Source organism: Nonomuraea sp. NPDC050536, assembly GCF_044457685.1.
GTDB lineage: Bacteria > Actinomycetota > Actinomycetes > Streptosporangiales > Streptosporangiaceae > Nonomuraea.
The window spans coordinates 262989-278395 of the sequence record NZ_JBITHD010000013.1; the positions used below are offsets into that span (position 1 = coordinate 262989).

General features: G+C 69.1%; 12 protein-coding genes. 4 read left to right on the forward strand and 8 right to left on the reverse strand.

Going from position 1 to position 15407, the window contains the following annotated elements; genetic code table 11:
* Positions 1–89: 89 nt before the first annotated feature.
* From ACIBHX_RS32945 to ACIBHX_RS32960, 4 genes are all read left to right on the forward strand, one after another.
* The gene (locus ACIBHX_RS32945) at positions 90–947 is read left to right on the forward strand and encodes a RecB family exonuclease (protein WP_397071265.1); all 858 of its coding nucleotides are present in this window, start codon (positions 90–92) and stop codon (positions 945–947) included.
* 250 nt (positions 948–1197) lie between these two features.
* Positions 1198–2340: a sensor histidine kinase gene (locus ACIBHX_RS32950; protein ID WP_397071266.1), complete on the forward strand. Its 1143-nt coding sequence runs from the start codon at positions 1198–1200 to the stop codon at positions 2338–2340.
* Complete coding sequence (locus tag ACIBHX_RS32955; RefSeq protein ID WP_397071267.1) at positions 2337–3020, forward strand: response regulator; 684 nt, start codon at positions 2337–2339, stop codon at positions 3018–3020. Before ACIBHX_RS32950 ends, ACIBHX_RS32955 begins: the two co-directional genes overlap by 4 nt.
* Positions 3021–3052: 32 nt before the next feature.
* Positions 3053–3280 carry a hypothetical protein gene (locus ACIBHX_RS32960; RefSeq protein WP_397071268.1) on the forward strand — a complete coding sequence of 76 codons (228 nt, stop codon included), beginning with the start codon at positions 3053–3055 and terminating at the stop codon, positions 3278–3280.
* Positions 3281–3284: 4 nt separating this feature from the next.
* Here the strand turns inward: ACIBHX_RS32960 and ACIBHX_RS32965 are convergent, their stop codons facing one another.
* From ACIBHX_RS32965 to ACIBHX_RS33000, 8 genes are all read right to left on the reverse strand, one after another.
* Entirely contained in the window at positions 3285–4310 is a 1026-nt protein-coding gene (locus ACIBHX_RS32965) for an ABC transporter ATP-binding protein (protein ID WP_397071269.1), read from the reverse strand.
* The gene (locus tag ACIBHX_RS32970; RefSeq protein ID WP_397071270.1) at positions 4307–5341 is read right to left on the reverse strand and encodes an ABC transporter ATP-binding protein; all 1035 of its coding nucleotides are present in this window, start codon (positions 5339–5341) and stop codon (positions 4307–4309) included. The genes ACIBHX_RS32965 and ACIBHX_RS32970 overlap by 4 nt, the downstream gene beginning before the upstream one ends.
* Complete coding sequence (locus ACIBHX_RS32975) at positions 5338–6345, reverse strand: ABC transporter permease (RefSeq protein ID WP_397071271.1); 1008 nt, start codon at positions 6343–6345, stop codon at positions 5338–5340. Before ACIBHX_RS32975 ends, ACIBHX_RS32970 begins: the two co-directional genes overlap by 4 nt.
* A 79-nt stretch (positions 6346–6424) precedes the next feature.
* Positions 6425–8179: an ABC transporter substrate-binding protein gene (locus tag ACIBHX_RS32980; protein WP_397071272.1), complete on the reverse strand. Its 1755-nt coding sequence runs from the start codon at positions 8177–8179 to the stop codon at positions 6425–6427.
* A gap of 63 nt (positions 8180–8242) precedes the next feature.
* Positions 8243–9241, reverse strand: a complete 999-nt coding sequence (locus tag ACIBHX_RS32985) for an ABC transporter permease (protein WP_397071274.1) — start codon at positions 9239–9241, stop codon at positions 8243–8245.
* Between the two features lie 254 nt (positions 9242–9495).
* On the reverse strand, positions 9496–9960 hold the full coding sequence (locus ACIBHX_RS32990; RefSeq protein WP_397071275.1) for a cellulose synthase: 465 nt from the start codon (positions 9958–9960) through the stop codon (positions 9496–9498).
* Positions 9961–10329: 369 nt separating this feature from the next.
* Positions 10330–10983, reverse strand: a complete 654-nt coding sequence (locus ACIBHX_RS32995; RefSeq protein ID WP_397071276.1) for an HAD family hydrolase — start codon at positions 10981–10983, stop codon at positions 10330–10332.
* Between the two features lie 713 nt (positions 10984–11696).
* Positions 11697–15170, reverse strand: coding sequence for a protein kinase (locus ACIBHX_RS33000; RefSeq protein WP_397071277.1), 3474 nt, complete (start codon positions 15168–15170; stop codon positions 11697–11699).
* Positions 15171–15407: the final 237 nt, after the last annotated feature.

Consider the following 15407-nt stretch of genomic DNA (forward strand, 5'->3'; position numbering starts at 1 on the left):
CGCCTCTGCCCTTGATGCTACGCGCCCGATCACGTGATCCTCGTTTCGTGCCCCCTATTCTGTCGGGCTCTTGACCTAGAGTGCGGTGCATGACGTTGACCGAGCCCGAGATCATCGGAGCCCTCTCCCCATCCCGGGCGGGCGACTTCATGACCTGCCCCCTGCTCTACCGCTTCCGGGTGATCGACCAACTGCCGGAGAAGCCCTCCCAGGCGGCCGTGCGGGGCACGGTGGTCCACGCGGTGCTCGAGCGGCTCTACGATCTGCCGGCGCCGCGCCGCTCAGTCGAGGCGGCACTGGAGTTGCTGGAGCCGCAGTGGCAGCGGCTGCTGGGTGAGGAGCCGGCCTTCGGCGAGATGTTCGCCGACGCCGAGGAGCAGGCCGCGTGGCTGGCGCAGGCGCGCGACATGCTGCGCCGCTACTTCACGCTGGAGGACCCGACCCGGCTCGAGCCCGCCGAGCGCGAGCTCTACGTCGAGGCCGTGCTCGACAGCGGCCTGATGCTGCGCGGCTACGTCGACCGGCTCGACGTGGCGCCCACCGGCGAGGTCCGCGTCGTCGACTACAAGACGGGCAGCGCGCCGGGGCCCGATTTCGAGGCCAAGGCGCTGTTCCAGATGAAGTTCTACGCGCTGGTTCTGTGGCGCCTGCGCGGCGAGGTGCCCCGGCTGCTGCAGCTGGTCTACCTGGGCGGCGGCGGCGAGGTGCTGCGCTACGCGCCCGACGAGGCCGACCTGCGCGCCACGGAGCGCAAGGTGCAGGCCCTCTGGGTGGCCATCCAGCGCGCCCTCGAGACGGGCGAGTGGCGCGCCCGCCCATCCCGCCTGTGCGACTGGTGCGACCACCAGTCCCTCTGCCCCGAATACGGCGGCACCCCGCCCCCGGTCCCCGACCGCCAGCCCGGCGACACCGTCCGCACCCGCCGCTCCGCCACCGACGAGCTCTAACCCTTCCCTGCTACGGCCGGCCACCCCGGCGCCGCATACGGCGAGCGAGGTGGGTTCGGGGGCGCGGGGTGCGGTAGGTGCGTCGATTCGCCGGGAGCGCCGGCGGCAGGCCCTCAGCCGGAGTGCGGTCGGCGGCCTGTCGTACAGCAGGCCGCCTGCCTCATGGCAGAAGGGGGAAGATCGCCGCAGGGAGGGGGATTCCTCCCCTGGGAGGAGGCTTGGGGCTCTTACCTGGTCTTACAGTGGGGCCGTGCGCATCGACCGGGCTTTGCTGAACGACACGGTCCTGGCCGTGGCGGCGTCGGCGGTGTCCGTGGCGATGTTCGTCTACTACCAGCCGCCGCAGCTCAAGGCCCCGGACGTGTTCGGCGGCGTGCTGGTCGGGCTGGGGTGCGCGCCGGTGGCCGTGCGCAGGCTGTGGCCGCTGGCCGCGTTCTGCGCGGGGCTGGTGCCCGGGTGGCTGCTGGCTGTGATGGGGTACGGCTCTGGCCAGGCAGGCTTGGGCGGGTTGATCCTGATCTATTCGGTGTCCGCCTACCGGGGGCTGGCGGTGGCGCTGGGGGCGCTGCTGCTGACCGTCTTGGTCTACGTGGCGGGCGCCAGGTTCGGCGAGGCGGCGGAGAGCCCGAGCAAGCATCTGGTCGTACTGCTGCTGGTGGTGGCCGTCTGGGGCGCGGGCCGCAGCATCCGGCTGCGGCGGGCCTACCTGGACGAGCTGAAGGACAGGGCCGCGCGGCTGGAGCGGGCGCACGCCGCCGACACGCGGGCGGCACGGGCCGAGGAACGGTCCCGGATCGCGCGCGAGCTGCACGACGTGGTCGCCCACCACGTGAGCGTGATGACCGTGCAGGCCGCGGCGGCGCGCAAGGTGCTGGCCGCCGATCCGGACCTGGCACGCGAGGCGCTGTCGGCGATCGAGCACACCGGCCGGATGGCGATGAACGAGATGCGCAACATCGTGGGCGTCCTGCGCACCGACTCCCCCGCCGAGCTGGGCCCCCAGCCGGGCATGCAGGACCTGCCCAGGCTGGTGGAGCAGATGCGTGAGGCGGGCCTGCCCACCCGGCTGGAGATCGAGGGCGAGCCCGGCGCGATCCCGGCCGGCGTCGACCTGGCCGCCTACCGCCTCATCCAGGAGGGCCTGACCAACAGCCTGCGGCACGCCGGTCCCGGCGCCAAGGCGGTGGTGACCGTACGGCATGCCGAACGGGAACTCGACGTGCGGGTTGAGGACGACGGCACGGGAACCGCTACCCTGTCCGAGCGGCAAGGTCACGGTTTGGTGGGCATCCGCGAGCGGGTCGCCCTCTATGGTGGAGTTCTGAACATCGGTCCGCGATCAGGGGGCGGTTTCGAGGTGCGGGCGAGGTTCCCGTTGAAGGACGGACAATGACGATCAGAGTGCTGCTGGTGGACGACCAGCCGCTGCTGCGTACCGGTTTCCGCCTGATACTCGAGGCCGAGCCCGACATCACGGTGGTGGGCCAGGCCGGCGACGGCAAGGACGCGCAGGAGCAGACCAGGGCGCTGCTGCCCGACGTGGTGCTGATGGACATCCGGATGCCGGGCGTCGACGGCATCGAGGCGACCCGCAGGATCGTGCGGGAGGCCGCCTCGGGGGCGCACGTGCCGAAGGTGCTCGTGCTGACCACGTTCGACCTGGACGAGTACATCGTGGAGGCGCTGCGCTCGGGCGCGTCCGGGTTCCTGCTGAAGGACGTGCCGCCGGACGAGCTGGTGCAGGCGATCCGGGTGGTGGCGGCCGGCGACGCGATCGTGGCGCCGTCGGTGACGCGGCGGTTGCTCGACCGTTTCGCGACCCGGCTGCCGTCGGCCTACGAGCAGGCCACGCCGGCGCGGCTCGACCGGCTGACGGAGCGGGAGCTTGAGGTGCTCCGCCTGATCGCCAAGGGCATGTCGAATGCCGAGATCGCCGCCAAGCTCGTGGTCAGCGAGACCACGGTCAAGACGCACGTCGGCAACGTCCTGACCAAGCTCGGCCTCCGCGACCGCGTCCAGGCGGTCGTCCTGGCCTACGAGACCGGCCTGATCACCCCGGGCGCGCTTTCCTGACATCCCGGGTACGGCGGGCCAGGGGGACCGTGGTGCCCGCATACCGAATCGCCGTGACGGCGAGCAACAGTCACCGACTCGCCGGAAGCGCCGGCCGCGGGCCCTCAGCCGAAGTACGGCAGGCGGCCGGTAGCGGCGGCCCGCCGTACAAGATCACACCGAAGATCGGGCCCGAAGCCGAAGTACGGCGGGCGGCTGGAGGCGGCGGCCCGCCGTACAAGATCACACTGAAGACCGGGCCCGAAGCCCTGCCGTACTAGAAGATCACGCCGAGGCGGCAGCCGGCTTCGCGACGTCTGCGGCGTTCTCCGGGAAGTGACAAGCCACCCGGTGGCCGCTGGCGAGCTCCTCGAGCGGCGGCTCGACGGTCTTGCAGATCTCCTGCGCCTTCCAGCAGCGGGTGTGGAAGCGGCACGCGGGCGGCGGGTTGAGCGGGCTGGGCACGTCGCCGGTGAGGCGGATGCGCTCGCGTCCCTCGCGGCGCGCCTTGGGGTCGGGGATCGGCACCGCCGACAGCAGGGCGGTGGTGTAGGGATGCATGGGCGAGCTGTAGAGCTGCTTGCGGTCGGCGATCTCGACGATCTTGCCGAGGTACATGACCGCGACCCGGTCGCTGATGTGGCGGACCACCGACAGGTCGTGGGCGATCACCACGTAGGTGAGGTCCAGCTCGTTCTGCAGGTCTTCGAGAAGGTTGACCACCTGCGCCTGGATCGACACGTCGAGCGCGGAGACCGGCTCGTCGGCGATGATCAGCTTGGGCTTGAGCGCGAGCGTGCGGGCGATGCCGATGCGCTGCCGCTGGCCGCCGGAGAACTCGTGCGGGTAGCGGTTGTAGTGCTCGGGGTTGAGGCCGACCAGCTCCAGGATGTCCTGCACGGCCTTCTTGACGCCGTGCTCGGTCTGCACGCCTTGGATGCGGAACGGGGCGCCGACGATGGTGCCGACGGTGTGGCGGGGGTTCAGCGACGAGAACGGATCCTGGAAGATCATCTGCATGTCGCGGCGGAGCGGGCGCAGCCGGCCCTGGCCCATGTGGGTGATGTCCGCACCCTCGAAGATCACCTTGCCGCCGGTCGGCTCGAGCAGCCTTGTCACCAGGCGGCCGGTGGTCGACTTGCCGCAGCCGGACTCGCCCACCAGGCCCAGGGTCTCGCCCTTGAAGACGTCGAAACTGATCCCGTCGACCGCCTTGACGGCGCCGACCTGCTTTTTGAGCAGGCCCTTGGTCACCGGGAAGTGCTTCTCCATGTTCTGCACGGAAAGAAGCGGCTCGTTCTGGCTAGTCACTGCGTCTCCAGCACTGGCTTGATCTCGGTCTCCCACAGCCTGTGCCGCTCCTGGCGGCTCAGGTGGCAGCGCACCAGGTGGCCGCCCTCGGTCTCGAGCAGGGCGGGGACCTCGGACTTCGACCTGCCCTCGGTCTGGTCGGAGTACGGGCAGCGGGGGTGGAAGGCGCAGCCCTTGGGCACGTTGATCAGCGAAGGCGGCGAGCCCTTGATGGGCAGCAGCCGTTCGGTGCGCTCGCGGTCGAGGCGGGGCATCGACCCCAGTAGACCCCATGTGTAGGGGTGCTCGGGACGGTAGAAGATGTCGTCGGTCGTGCCGTACTCGATGCACTTGCCGCCGTACATCACCAGGATGTCGTCGGACAGCTCGGCGACCACGCCCAGGTCGTGGGTGATGATGATCAGTGCGGAGTTGAACTCGCGCTGCAGGTCGCGCATGAGGTCGAGGATCTGGGCCTGCACGGTCACGTCGAGCGCCGTGGTGGGCTCGTCGGCGATGAGCAGCTCAGGGTCGCACGACAGCGCCATCGCGATCATGGCGCGCTGCCGCATGCCGCCGGAGAACTCGTGCGGGAAGGAGTCGACGCGGCGGCCCGGCTCGGGGATGCCGACCCGCTCCAGCATGTCGATGGCGTGCTTGCGGGCGACGGCCTTGGTGACCTTGTGGTGGATCCGGTAGGCCTCGATGATCTGGTCGCCGACCGAGTAGAAGGGGTGCATGGCCGACAGCGGATCCTGGAAGATCATCGCCATCCGCTTGCCGCGCAGGCCGCGCACGTGCTCCTCGGAGGCGCCGACGAGCTCCTCGCCGTCGAGCCAGATCTCGCCGGAGATCTTGGCCCCGCCCCGCTTGTGCAGGCCGAGGACGCCGAGGCTGGTGACGGACTTGCCGGATCCGGACTCGCCGACGATGCCGAGCGTCTTGCCGCGCTCCACGGAGAACGACAGCCCGTCGACGGACTTGACCAGGCCGTCGTCAGTCGGAAAGTGGATCTTCAGGTCCTTGACGTCGAGAAAGGGGTTCTCGGTCACGCGAGCCTCACCCTCGGGTCCACGACCGCGTAGAGCAGGTCGACGACCAGGTTGGCCAGGATGATGAAGGTGGCCGCGACCAGCGTCACGCCCATCACCTGGGGCAGGTCGTTGTTGTTGATGGCGTCCACGGCGTACTTGCCGATACCGGGCAGCGAGAACGTGCTCTCGGTCAGTACGGCGCCGCCGAGCAGGAGGCCGAGGTCGAGGCCGAACATGGTCAGCACGGGCGTGAGCGTGGCGCGCAACCCGTGTTTGATCACTACGGTCCGCTCGTTGAGGCCCTTGGCCCTGGCGGTGCGGATGTAGTCCTCTGACATGGTTTCCAGCATGCCCGCTCTGGTGAGGCGGGCGTAACCGGCCGCGTACAGGAACGCCAGCGTGATCCAGGGCATCAGCATGACGCCCATCCAGGTGACCGGGTCGGCGCCTTCGAGTTCGGAGACGTCGGGCACCAGGCCGAGCTGGTCACGGAAGATCGCCAGCGAGACGATGCCGGTGAAGAAGATGGGCAGCGACACGCCTGCCAGGGCGATGCCCATGGAGAAGCGGTCGAAGAAGCTGCCTCGCCGTAGCGCCGACAGCACGCCGGTCGCCACGCCGAACAGCACCCAGATCACCGCCGCGCCCAGCGCCAGCCCGAGTGTGGTGGGCAGGCGGTCGAGCAGGTCCGGCAGGACCGGGTTCTGGTTGACGTAGGAGAAGCCCAGGCAGGGCGCGGGGCAGTGCTCCACGCCCGGCCCGTAGTTCCGGTCGATGCCGGTGAAGATGCCCTTCACGAAGCGCCCGTACTGGACGACGAGCGGGTCGTTGAAGCCCAGCCTGATCGCGGTGTCGTGAATGACCTGCGCGTTGGCCGCCTTACCCACGTACCGGGAGGCCAGGTCGTCTGACGACATGCCCGCCATGCGCGGTACCAGGAAGAAGATGGCGAACGTCGCGATGCTCACCACGAACAGCAGCATGACGGCCGCAATCAACCGTCTGATGATGTATGTGACCACTGATCTCGGCCTTGACGGCCGGGCCTTGTGAGCCCGGCCGTCGAGCCTTCACCTGCTTTCGACGTACGAACTGGCTTTCTTACTGGGTACCGAGGGTGAGGAACTCGTACATGCCCCAGTTCTGGCTGACGAAGATGTTCTTCACTGTCGGCGGCCGGTAGAACAGGCCGTGCGCCCAGACGTAGGGCAGGATGAACGCGTCGTCCATGACCTTCGCGTCGACCTGCGCCCAGGTGTCGTTGCGCTTGGTCTCGTCCAGCTCGGCAGCCGCCTGGTCGACGAGCTTGTCGATCTCGGGGTCCTTGACGCTGAGGTTGGTGTTACCAGCGGCGCGGATGACCCGGCTGTCGACGATCTGCTGGAAGAAGCCGAAGCTCTCCGGCCAGTCGGCACCCCAGCCGTAGACCATCAGGCCCAGGCCGTTCTTCTTGGCGTAGTCCGGCTTGCCGGCGTACAGCTTGAAGTAGTCACCCTGCGGGAAGCCCTTGAGCTCCAGCTTGATGCCCACGCGGCCGAGCGACTGCTGCAGCGCCTCGGCGGTCTGCTTCTCGGCGGAACGCTCGTTGCGGAAGGAGATGGTGGTGCTGAAGCCGTTGGGCTGGCCGCAGGCCTGCAGTTCCTTCTTGGCGTTCTCGATGTCGCCGGTCGGCTGCGCCTTGACGTTGTAGGGGTCGATCGGCTTGTAGCCCGGCATCATCGGCGGCATCAGGCTGGTCGCGACGTCGCCACCGGCCTCGGGGCCACCGTAGACACCCTGGATGGCCGACTTGTCCGCGGCGAACATCACGGCCTTGCGGCAGTGGATGTTGTCGAACGGCGGCACGTCACCGTTGATGTTGGTGAACCAGGTACGGGAGAGCGGCGCGGAGTCGGCGTACTGCTTGCGCTTCGGGTCGGTCAGGACCGTCTTGCGGGCGTTGGCCGCCACACCGGTGCTGTTGATCTTGATGTCGATCTTGCCGGACAGCAGACGCTGGTCCAGGTCGTCCTCGTTCTGGCCGAGGAGCACCTCGACGGAGTCGTTCAGCTGCTTGCGGTTGGGGTCGGTCGAGGCGTCCCAGGTGGGGTTCTTGACCAGCTCGATCCGCTTGCCCAGCTCATGCGCCTTGAACATGTACGGGCCGGTGGAGACGGGGTGCTCCTTGTACTTGGCGCCCGTGTCCTTGGCCTCGGGAACCGGGGCCGTCTGCGGCAGCATCGCCAGGTAGTCGAACCCACCGAACGGCTTCTTCAGGTGGAAGACGATCGTGCTGTCGTCGGGGGTCTCGACGCCCTTCCAGCTGTCCAGCTTGCCCTTCATCTTGTAAGGGCCGGTGTAGCCGTCGGTCACGAGCATGTCGCCAAAGTACGTGGGGCCGCTGGGCAGGATGTCCTTGTCCAGCTCGCGGGCCACGGCGTACTTCACGTCCTTGGAGGTCACCGGGGTGCCGTCCTCGAACTTGATGCCCTGACGCAGCTTGTAGGTCCAGGTCTTACCGCCGTCGGAAGGCTTGCCGACGTCCTCGGCCAGGTCACCGACGAGCTGCAGACCCTCCTTGCCCGGGACCGCCTTGAACATCGTCAGCGCCCGGGTGTAGAGCCGGGCGAAGTTCCAGGCGTAGCCGTAGTACATGTCGCCCGGGTCGACCGAGTCGAAGTCACCGGGCATACCCATGTGCAGGGTGCCGCCCGTCTTGTCGGATGGGTTGACGACCTGCTCCACGCCGGCGTTGAACTGGCTCGTGGGCTCCTTGCCGCCACCACCCGTGTTCTTGTTACCGCCGCCACCGCCACACGCGGAGACGACCAGGGCGAGAGCAGCGGTCAGTGCGACCGCAGACGCCGTGGATCTCATCTTCATCGACCTTGCACACCCCTTGAATGTAGGAGTCCTGAACATTTCGGAAAACTCACGAGGTCATCGGGCCTTCGGGTCGAACGCGTCCCGAAGACCGTCACCGAGCAGGTTGAAGGCCAGCACGGTAATGAAGATCGCGAGGCCGGGGAAGAGCATGAAGTTCGGCGCCACGTCGTAGTTGTGGACGGCCTCGGCCAGCATGCCTCCCCACGTCGGAGTGGGCGGGCGCACGCCCACGCCCAGGAAGGACAGCGCGGCCTCGAACAGCACGTTGGAGGGAATCAGCAACGTGGAGTAGACGAGGATCGGCGCCAGCAGGTTGGGCAGGATCTCCTTGAACAGGATGACGTGGCTGCGCGCGCCCAGGCTCCGCGAGGCGTCGACGAACTCCCGTTCGCGCAGGGAGAGCGTTTGACCGCGGATTATTCGGCCGATGTAGGGCCAGTTGAAGAAGCCGATGATGAACACCAGCAGGCTGATCCGCAGCGAGTCTCCCGACAGGCCGAAGGCCTTGTCCGGGATCACCCCCGCCAGCGCCAGCGCGAACACCAGCAGCGGGAAGGCCAGGAAGATGTCCATGGCCCGGCTGATCACCGTGTCGATCCAGCCGCCGAAGAAACCGGCGATCATCCCGAACACGGTGCCGAGCACCACGCACAGCAGCGTGGCCAGGAACGCGATCAGCAGCGACACGCGCGCCCCGTAGAGGATGCGGCTGAACAGGTCGCGTCCGGTGGTCGGCTCGACGCCGAGCAGGAAGTCGTGGCTGATACCGCCGAAACTGCCCAGCGGCGCCCCGATGCTCGGGTCGACCTGATCACGGTGCCATTCGGCGGGCGGGTGGCCGAGCCATGACACCAGCAGCGGCGCGAAGACGGCCACCAGGATCAGCAGGATGATCACGACGCCACCGATCATCGCGATCCGGTCACGCTTGAGCCTCATCCACGCGATCTGTCCAAGGGAACGCCCTCGGATGGCTGTGGTTTCCGCCCCCTCCAGAACGGTCTCCGGACCAGCCTCGATGGCTGAGCCCGGAACATCGAGCGGTGCGGTCATACCAATTGCCCCCTGGATTCCAGACGACGTCGTCCGAATGCGGCACGAGTCCGGTCAGGATAGTGCGCCAAAGATTGCCAAGACCGCGCGTCGCGGTCTCCGTGGGCAGAATCTATGGCCTGAGCTGGAGTGACCAGTCCCTGAGGGCACGATGTGGCTTAACTGTGATTGACGCGAAACGCATTCGTATCGATCTTGAAGTGAATGTCTACGGCCAGTCCCGGTTCAGTCTCGGAACTGTGACAGTCACGGAATCAACTGATACCGCGGCGTTTGAGAATGTCCTCGATGTCGGAAAAATCATCATCCTTCTTCGGAGCCTGTACGGCGGGCCGCCCTGCCGGCGTGGCTGGTTTCGCTGAGGGCTGAACCGCCTCGGCCTGCTTCGGCTGCTTGCCCCCGTCGGTGCGGCGCAGCTTCCTGCCGCGCATCACGCCGGAGACCACGAACAGCACCACCGACAGCCCGGTTACCGCGACGCCCGCCCACACCAAGGGGTTGAAGATCAGGCTGGTCACGAACGAGACGACCGTGGCGCCGATCGTCCAGATGGACTGCAGCGCGCCCGTGAGGTAGGCGGCCATCGGCAGCAGCGACCACGCCGCCATCCGCAGCCCCGCCGCCACGCCCCTGCGGCGCAACGCCAGGTAGCTGAACACCAGTCCCACGGCGGTCACAGCGACGCACAACGGCAGCCACGCGATCTGATTGAAACCCATGACTCCATCCTGGCACGCCGTCTCCCGCCTGCTCCTCCTCCACGAGAACGGCTTTCCCCCTAGGGGTCGAAACCCCGAGAATCCGACGCCGTCAACCGTCCTGCGCCACTCGACAGTCCCCCCGGCCATCGCGTGCCCACCGACCGGCTTAGCTCACCCGGGGAGCCGACCAGCGCCTTCCGAGATCGCATGCCTACTCCCGAGCTCCTCCTTCCGGTCACCATCGGACCGCATGCCACCTCCCGAGGTCGGTTCACACGCCGAATCAGAACCGACGGTCATCCCACCGGCCTGCACGAGGACGCAGCCCGCGACAGCGGGATCCGGGCCTGTACGGGGATGGAGCCCGTGTACGCGACCGGGTTCGGGTCAGCGGGTGGGGTCGGCGACCAGGGCGCGGAGGTCGTCGGTGGTGATCTCGGTCAGGGAGTCGATCACCAGGCGGCCGGGGGCAGGCTCGATCGGCAGGAGGCTCGGCACGGCCACCACCGCGCAACCGGCGGCGGTCCCGGCGGCGACCCCGTTGGGCGAGTCCTCCAGGATCACGCACCGCACAGGCTGGACACCCAGCAGGCTGCAGGCGGTCAGGTACGGTTCGGGGTCCGGCTTGGTGCGCTCGACGTCGTCGGCGGTGACGATCACGTCGAACCTGTCCCGCCCGACGGACGTCAGCACCGCCTCGGCGATCTCCTTCAGCGACGAGGTGACCAGCGCTACGGGCACGCCTTCGGCACGCAGCGCGTCCAGCAGCTCGGACGCGCCCGGCATGACCCGCACCCCGCGCGCCAGGCGGGCCACCATGCCGTCGACCATCCACTGCCGCAGCGTCTGCGGGTGCACGTCGGAGCCCGAGACGGCCAGCATGTAGGCGACCGTACGCTCCATCGACCCGCCGACCAGATGCGACTGGTGCTCGGGGGTCCACTCGCCGCCCAGCGTGGCCATCACTTCGGTCTCGAGCTCCAGCCACACCTTCTCGGTGTCGACCAGCAGCCCGTCCATGTCGAAGAAGACCGCTTCCATCCGTCCCCCGCTTTCCCTAGGGCAAGATTTAACAACCGCCCACGCCTGAGCCATTCCCACCACCCACCCCACATTCACCTACCACCCCACCTCACCCCGATTCTCGCCCCCCACAAAGAACCCACCCTCTCCCCCGCCCCAACCCCGCCCAAACACCTCCTATCCCCCAGCACCGGATCCCCCACTCGAGGAGCCCGGCCCGCTTCCCGCCGCAACGCCCCACACCACGGGCACCCAAACCACGGGTCCCCGCCACCCAAGCCGCCGACTTTCACCGCCCCACGTCCCGCCGCCCAGGCCCCCGAGAGACCGCGCGCGGCCCCACGACGCCCTGATACGGCGGGCTCGCCAACACACCCGGCAACCACGCTCGACGGTCACCCACCACACAAAGCGCCAACCTGCAACCCGCCGACCCGGCGCCAGAAAGACCGCGCGCGGTGCCACGACACCCTGATACTGCGGGCTCCCGACCCGACCCGCAGGCACGGCAGGCGTCGGTCCGGCGGGCCCCGGACGCGACCGCAAGCATGGCAGGCGGGCACGCGCGGGCGCCGAGTCGGTGAGACTGGGGACGGCGGAAGTCGGCGCCCCGTGCGGCCGGCCAGCCCCGTTTCCGTACATGACGCTTCGTCGCAAATCAGCTTCTATAACTGATCCAGCACTGGTGTAATCGGGCGCAGCTCAGAAAAAGGGACGTGCGGAAAACGGGGCTAGCAGACCTTCCGGTATGGAACGTCCTTCAAGTAGCGGTTCCAGTCGGACTCACTCAGCCCATGACCGACGCGTCCGCACACCGCCGCCGCGACCTGCTCCGGCCCGACGGGGAACTCCAGGATGGCGCCGTCGCCCGAGTAGTACAGCCGGGTTCCGTCGGCGCTGAAGGTCAGCGAGTCGATGTCCTGGACCGTCTGGGTGGCGAAGGAGCCGCCGATCCGCCGCCTGTTGACGGGATCCCAGAGCTGGACGCTGTCCCCGCCGCCCGACGCGAGCAGGTCACCGCCCGGTGAAAAGACCAGGGCGCCGTTCGCGCCATCCGATCTGGCCAGCATGGGCCGCACCGCCGTCGGCCCGGTGGGGTCCCAGAGCGAGATGCGTCCCATCTCGTCATAGGCGACGGCCATGAGGCCGCGGCTGCTCAGGGCGACGCCCGCGCCTCCCATCCAGGACGTGTCGTAGCCCGTCCCGACCGGCTTGCCGGTGGCGACGTCCACGAACCTGCCGGAGCCGGTGGCGAGCCGCTTGCCGTCGGGCAGGTACGGGCCGCCGTCGCCGATCGTGCGGCTGTCGTGCAGGACGCGGCCGGTGGCGGCGTCGAGCACCGCCAGCCGGTAGTCATCGACCTGGCCGCGCGGGCCGAGTGCGAGGGCGATGGTCCGGCCGTCGGGGCTGAACGCGGCCCGTGACGGCATCTGGCTGTCGGCGTGCGGCGAGAGGATCGACCAGATCCGCTTGCGGGTGCCGACGTCGATGAGCTCGATCCTGCCCGACTCCTGCCCGATGATGAGCCGCCTTCCTGCCGGGTCGAAGACCAGCAGCTGGGATGCGCCGCCGGCCTCGATGGGGAACCGGGCGACCTCCTTATGCCCGCGCACGTCCCACAGCCGGACGTTCTTGGCTTCGAAGCCCCCGATCGCGGCCCACTGGCTGCCGGGGCTGAGGACGGCGCTGCCTCCCACCTTGGTCGAGGCCGCGCGTGAGGCGAGGTCCACGCTGATGACGGTGTCGTCCACCAGGTAGCGCAGAGTCGTGCCGTCGAACCTGACGTCGGACAGCTCGCCCTCGGCCTGGTAGGAAAGCAGCTCGTGCTCGTGGTCGGCGACCTTCCAGACCCGGATGTTCCGCTTGCTGAACGCGGCGAGGTAACGGCCGTCGGGGCTGAAGCGGAGCTGCGAGAGGGAGTCGCCGCAGACGTCGCAGGTCCAGTCGCGCGTGTCGCGGCGGTGCCCGGTGGCCGCGTCCACGAGCACCATGTCGCTACCCACGCAAGCCAGGGTGGCGCCATCAGGCGAGAACGCGACCAGATGGGCTCTGTGGCAGCCGGGGTAGCGGTGCTCCGGGGTCCAACCTGGCAGCGCGCGCTCGGCGAGGCCGTCATCGTCGGGGAGCAACAGGTGCCTGCCGGTCCGGTCGATCAGCGGGGCCCAGCTGGGCAGGTCGGCGCCCTTGCCGAACGTCCGGCCTGTACGGATGTCCACCAGGTGGTCGAGGGTGCTGTCGTAGCTGACGGCGAGGGTGGCCTCGTCCTCGCCCATCGTGACGTGCATGTCCGCGGTGCCCGGCGGGAAGCTCTGCTTGAGCAGCCGCTTGCCGGTGGCGAGGTCCCAGACGCCGAACTCCTCGTACGTGGCCAGCATGAGAAGCCGGCCGGTCCTGCTCAGCACCGGGTCCTGACGCATGCGCCCGTTCAGCCCCGGCCCCTGCCAGCCGCCCGTGCGCCTGTGGGTGCGGACGTCGTACACGTTGACGCCGCCCTCGCTGACGCTGACCAGCGTGCGGCCGTCGCGGCTGAGCGCCCTGCTGGCCACGCCCTTGACCTGCGGGTCGCGGAAGGCAGCGGTTTCGCGCTGCTGGAACGAGGCCGTCAGCGCGGAGCGGGCCTCGCTCTGCGGGGAGACGCGCCAGGCGGCCACGCTGAGCAGCATGGCCAGGACCGGGTCGGTGGTGCGCGTCCGATCCGCCTCCGCGGCCACCTGCTTGGCGGTGAGAACATCACGCTGCTTCGTCGCCTCTTGGCGCTGCCACAGCGCCAGCCCGCCCGCCACGAGCGACACCACCAGCAGTCCTGCCAGCGCCGTGATGGTCAGGGTTCTGCGCCTGGCGCGTTTCCTGGCCAGCGCGGTGCCCGCCTGAAGGAAGTCGCGCTCGCGCGGGGTGAGCGTCACATGGCGGCGGCCCGTGGCGGCCCAACTGAGCGCCTCTTCCAGACGGCTGCCCTGCAGCAGGTCGCCGTCGCGCCTGCCGTACTCGATCCAGTGCCCCGCCGCAGCGGTGATCTGGCTCAGTACGGCGAGCCCCTCGCGGTCGGCGTCCACCCACATGCGTAGGCGCGGCCAGGCGCGCAGAAGCGCCGGACGTGATAGCGCGACCGACTCGTTCTCCACGGCGACCACGTACGCGAACGCGCGCAGGACGCGCCGGACGGCGGCGGCCTCATGCTCGGGACGTCCGCCGAACAACTCCTCATGGGAGGCCGACCTACCGGTCTCATGGCCGTGCTCGTCGACGGCGACCAGGCGCAGGAACACCTCGGCGGCCAGGTCGCGCTCCTGCGGGCCGAGCGCGGTGTAGGCGTCCTCGGCGATGGTGCCGAGCTCCGGGTCGCCCTCGCCCTGCCCGCGCACGCCCTCGGCAGCGCGACTGCCCTGGGTCAGGAGCCCCCGGGTGTCGGCGCCGTTGCCGGTGACCAGCGCGAGCAGCAGGTCGCGGGAGGTCGGCCTGGTCGCCGGGTCCTTGCGCAGCGCGACCGAGACCAGCTCGGCCAAACGGGGCGGCAGCGCGCTGAGGTCGGGCTGCTGCGACAGCACCCGGTGCATGACGCCGCCCAGGTTGTCGGCCTCGAACGGATCCTTGCCGGTGGCGGCGAACACCATGATCGCGCCCCACGCGAACACGTCCGCGGGAGCGCCCGCCCGCTGCCCGGTGTACACCTCGGGCGCCATGTAGCTGGGCGTGCCCGACACCTCGCCAGTCCTGGTCAGCGACATGTCGAGGGTCCGCGCGATGCCGAAGTCGATCACTCGCGGGCCGTCGGGGCCCAGCAGAACGTTGCCGGGTTTGAGGTCGCGGTGGATGACGCCCGCTTCGTGGATCGCTGTCAGGGCGGTCGCAACGGCCGTGGCCAGCCGGTGCAGGTCGTCACCGGTGAACCTGCGTCCGTCGCGCACCGCCTGTCCCAGGCTCGGCCCCGCCACGTACTCCGAGACGATGTACGGCCTGGGCCCGTCCAGGTCGGAAGTCAGCACCCTGGCCGTGCAGAACGACGCCACCCTGCCGGCGGCCGTCGCCTCCTTGGCGAAGCGCTCGCGGCTGCCGTCAGCGCCGGTCGCGTGCAGCATCTTGAGTGCCACCCGGCGGCCGTCGGCGTCGTACGCCTCGTAGACCACGCCCTGACCGCCCGAGCCGAGCCGTCCTGCCAGCCAGTACTCACCGATGTGCTGCGGATCCCCCGAGTTCAGCGATTCCACGGCCGGTTAGACGCAGATCGTTGTCCTGGAGTTGCCATGCCGCTGGAGAACAAGCTTCCGCACGTCCCAAGTCCCAGCACCTCCAGGCGCCGGGATGTGGGGGCGGCGTCGTGTACGGCGGGCAACCCGGGACCTCGGTGCCCGGGTTGCGTAGCGTCGTGACGACGGCCCGCCACGGCCTGCTGGCGTGGCGTCTCCCTGGACAGAGGCGGCCGAAGTGCGGCGGGTGGCGGCAGG

Coding starts and splice junctions, on each gene's coding strand:
- ACIBHX_RS32955 (WP_397071267.1), top strand. CDS start 2,337: ATGACGATCAGAGTGCTGCTGGTGGACGACCAGCCGCTGCTGCGTACC.
- ACIBHX_RS32945 (WP_397071265.1), top strand. CDS start 90: ATGACGTTGACCGAGCCCGAGATCATCGGAGCCCTCTCCCCATCCCGG.
- ACIBHX_RS32990 (WP_397071275.1), bottom strand. CDS start 9,960: ATGGGTTTCAATCAGATCGCGTGGCTGCCGTTGTGCGTCGCTGTGACC.
- ACIBHX_RS32985 (WP_397071274.1), bottom strand. CDS start 9,241: ATGACCGCACCGCTCGATGTTCCGGGCTCAGCCATCGAGGCTGGTCCG.
- ACIBHX_RS32995 (WP_397071276.1), bottom strand. CDS start 10,983: ATGGAAGCGGTCTTCTTCGACATGGACGGGCTGCTGGTCGACACCGAG.
- ACIBHX_RS32980 (WP_397071272.1), bottom strand. CDS start 8,179: ATGAGATCCACGGCGTCTGCGGTCGCACTGACCGCTGCTCTCGCCCTG.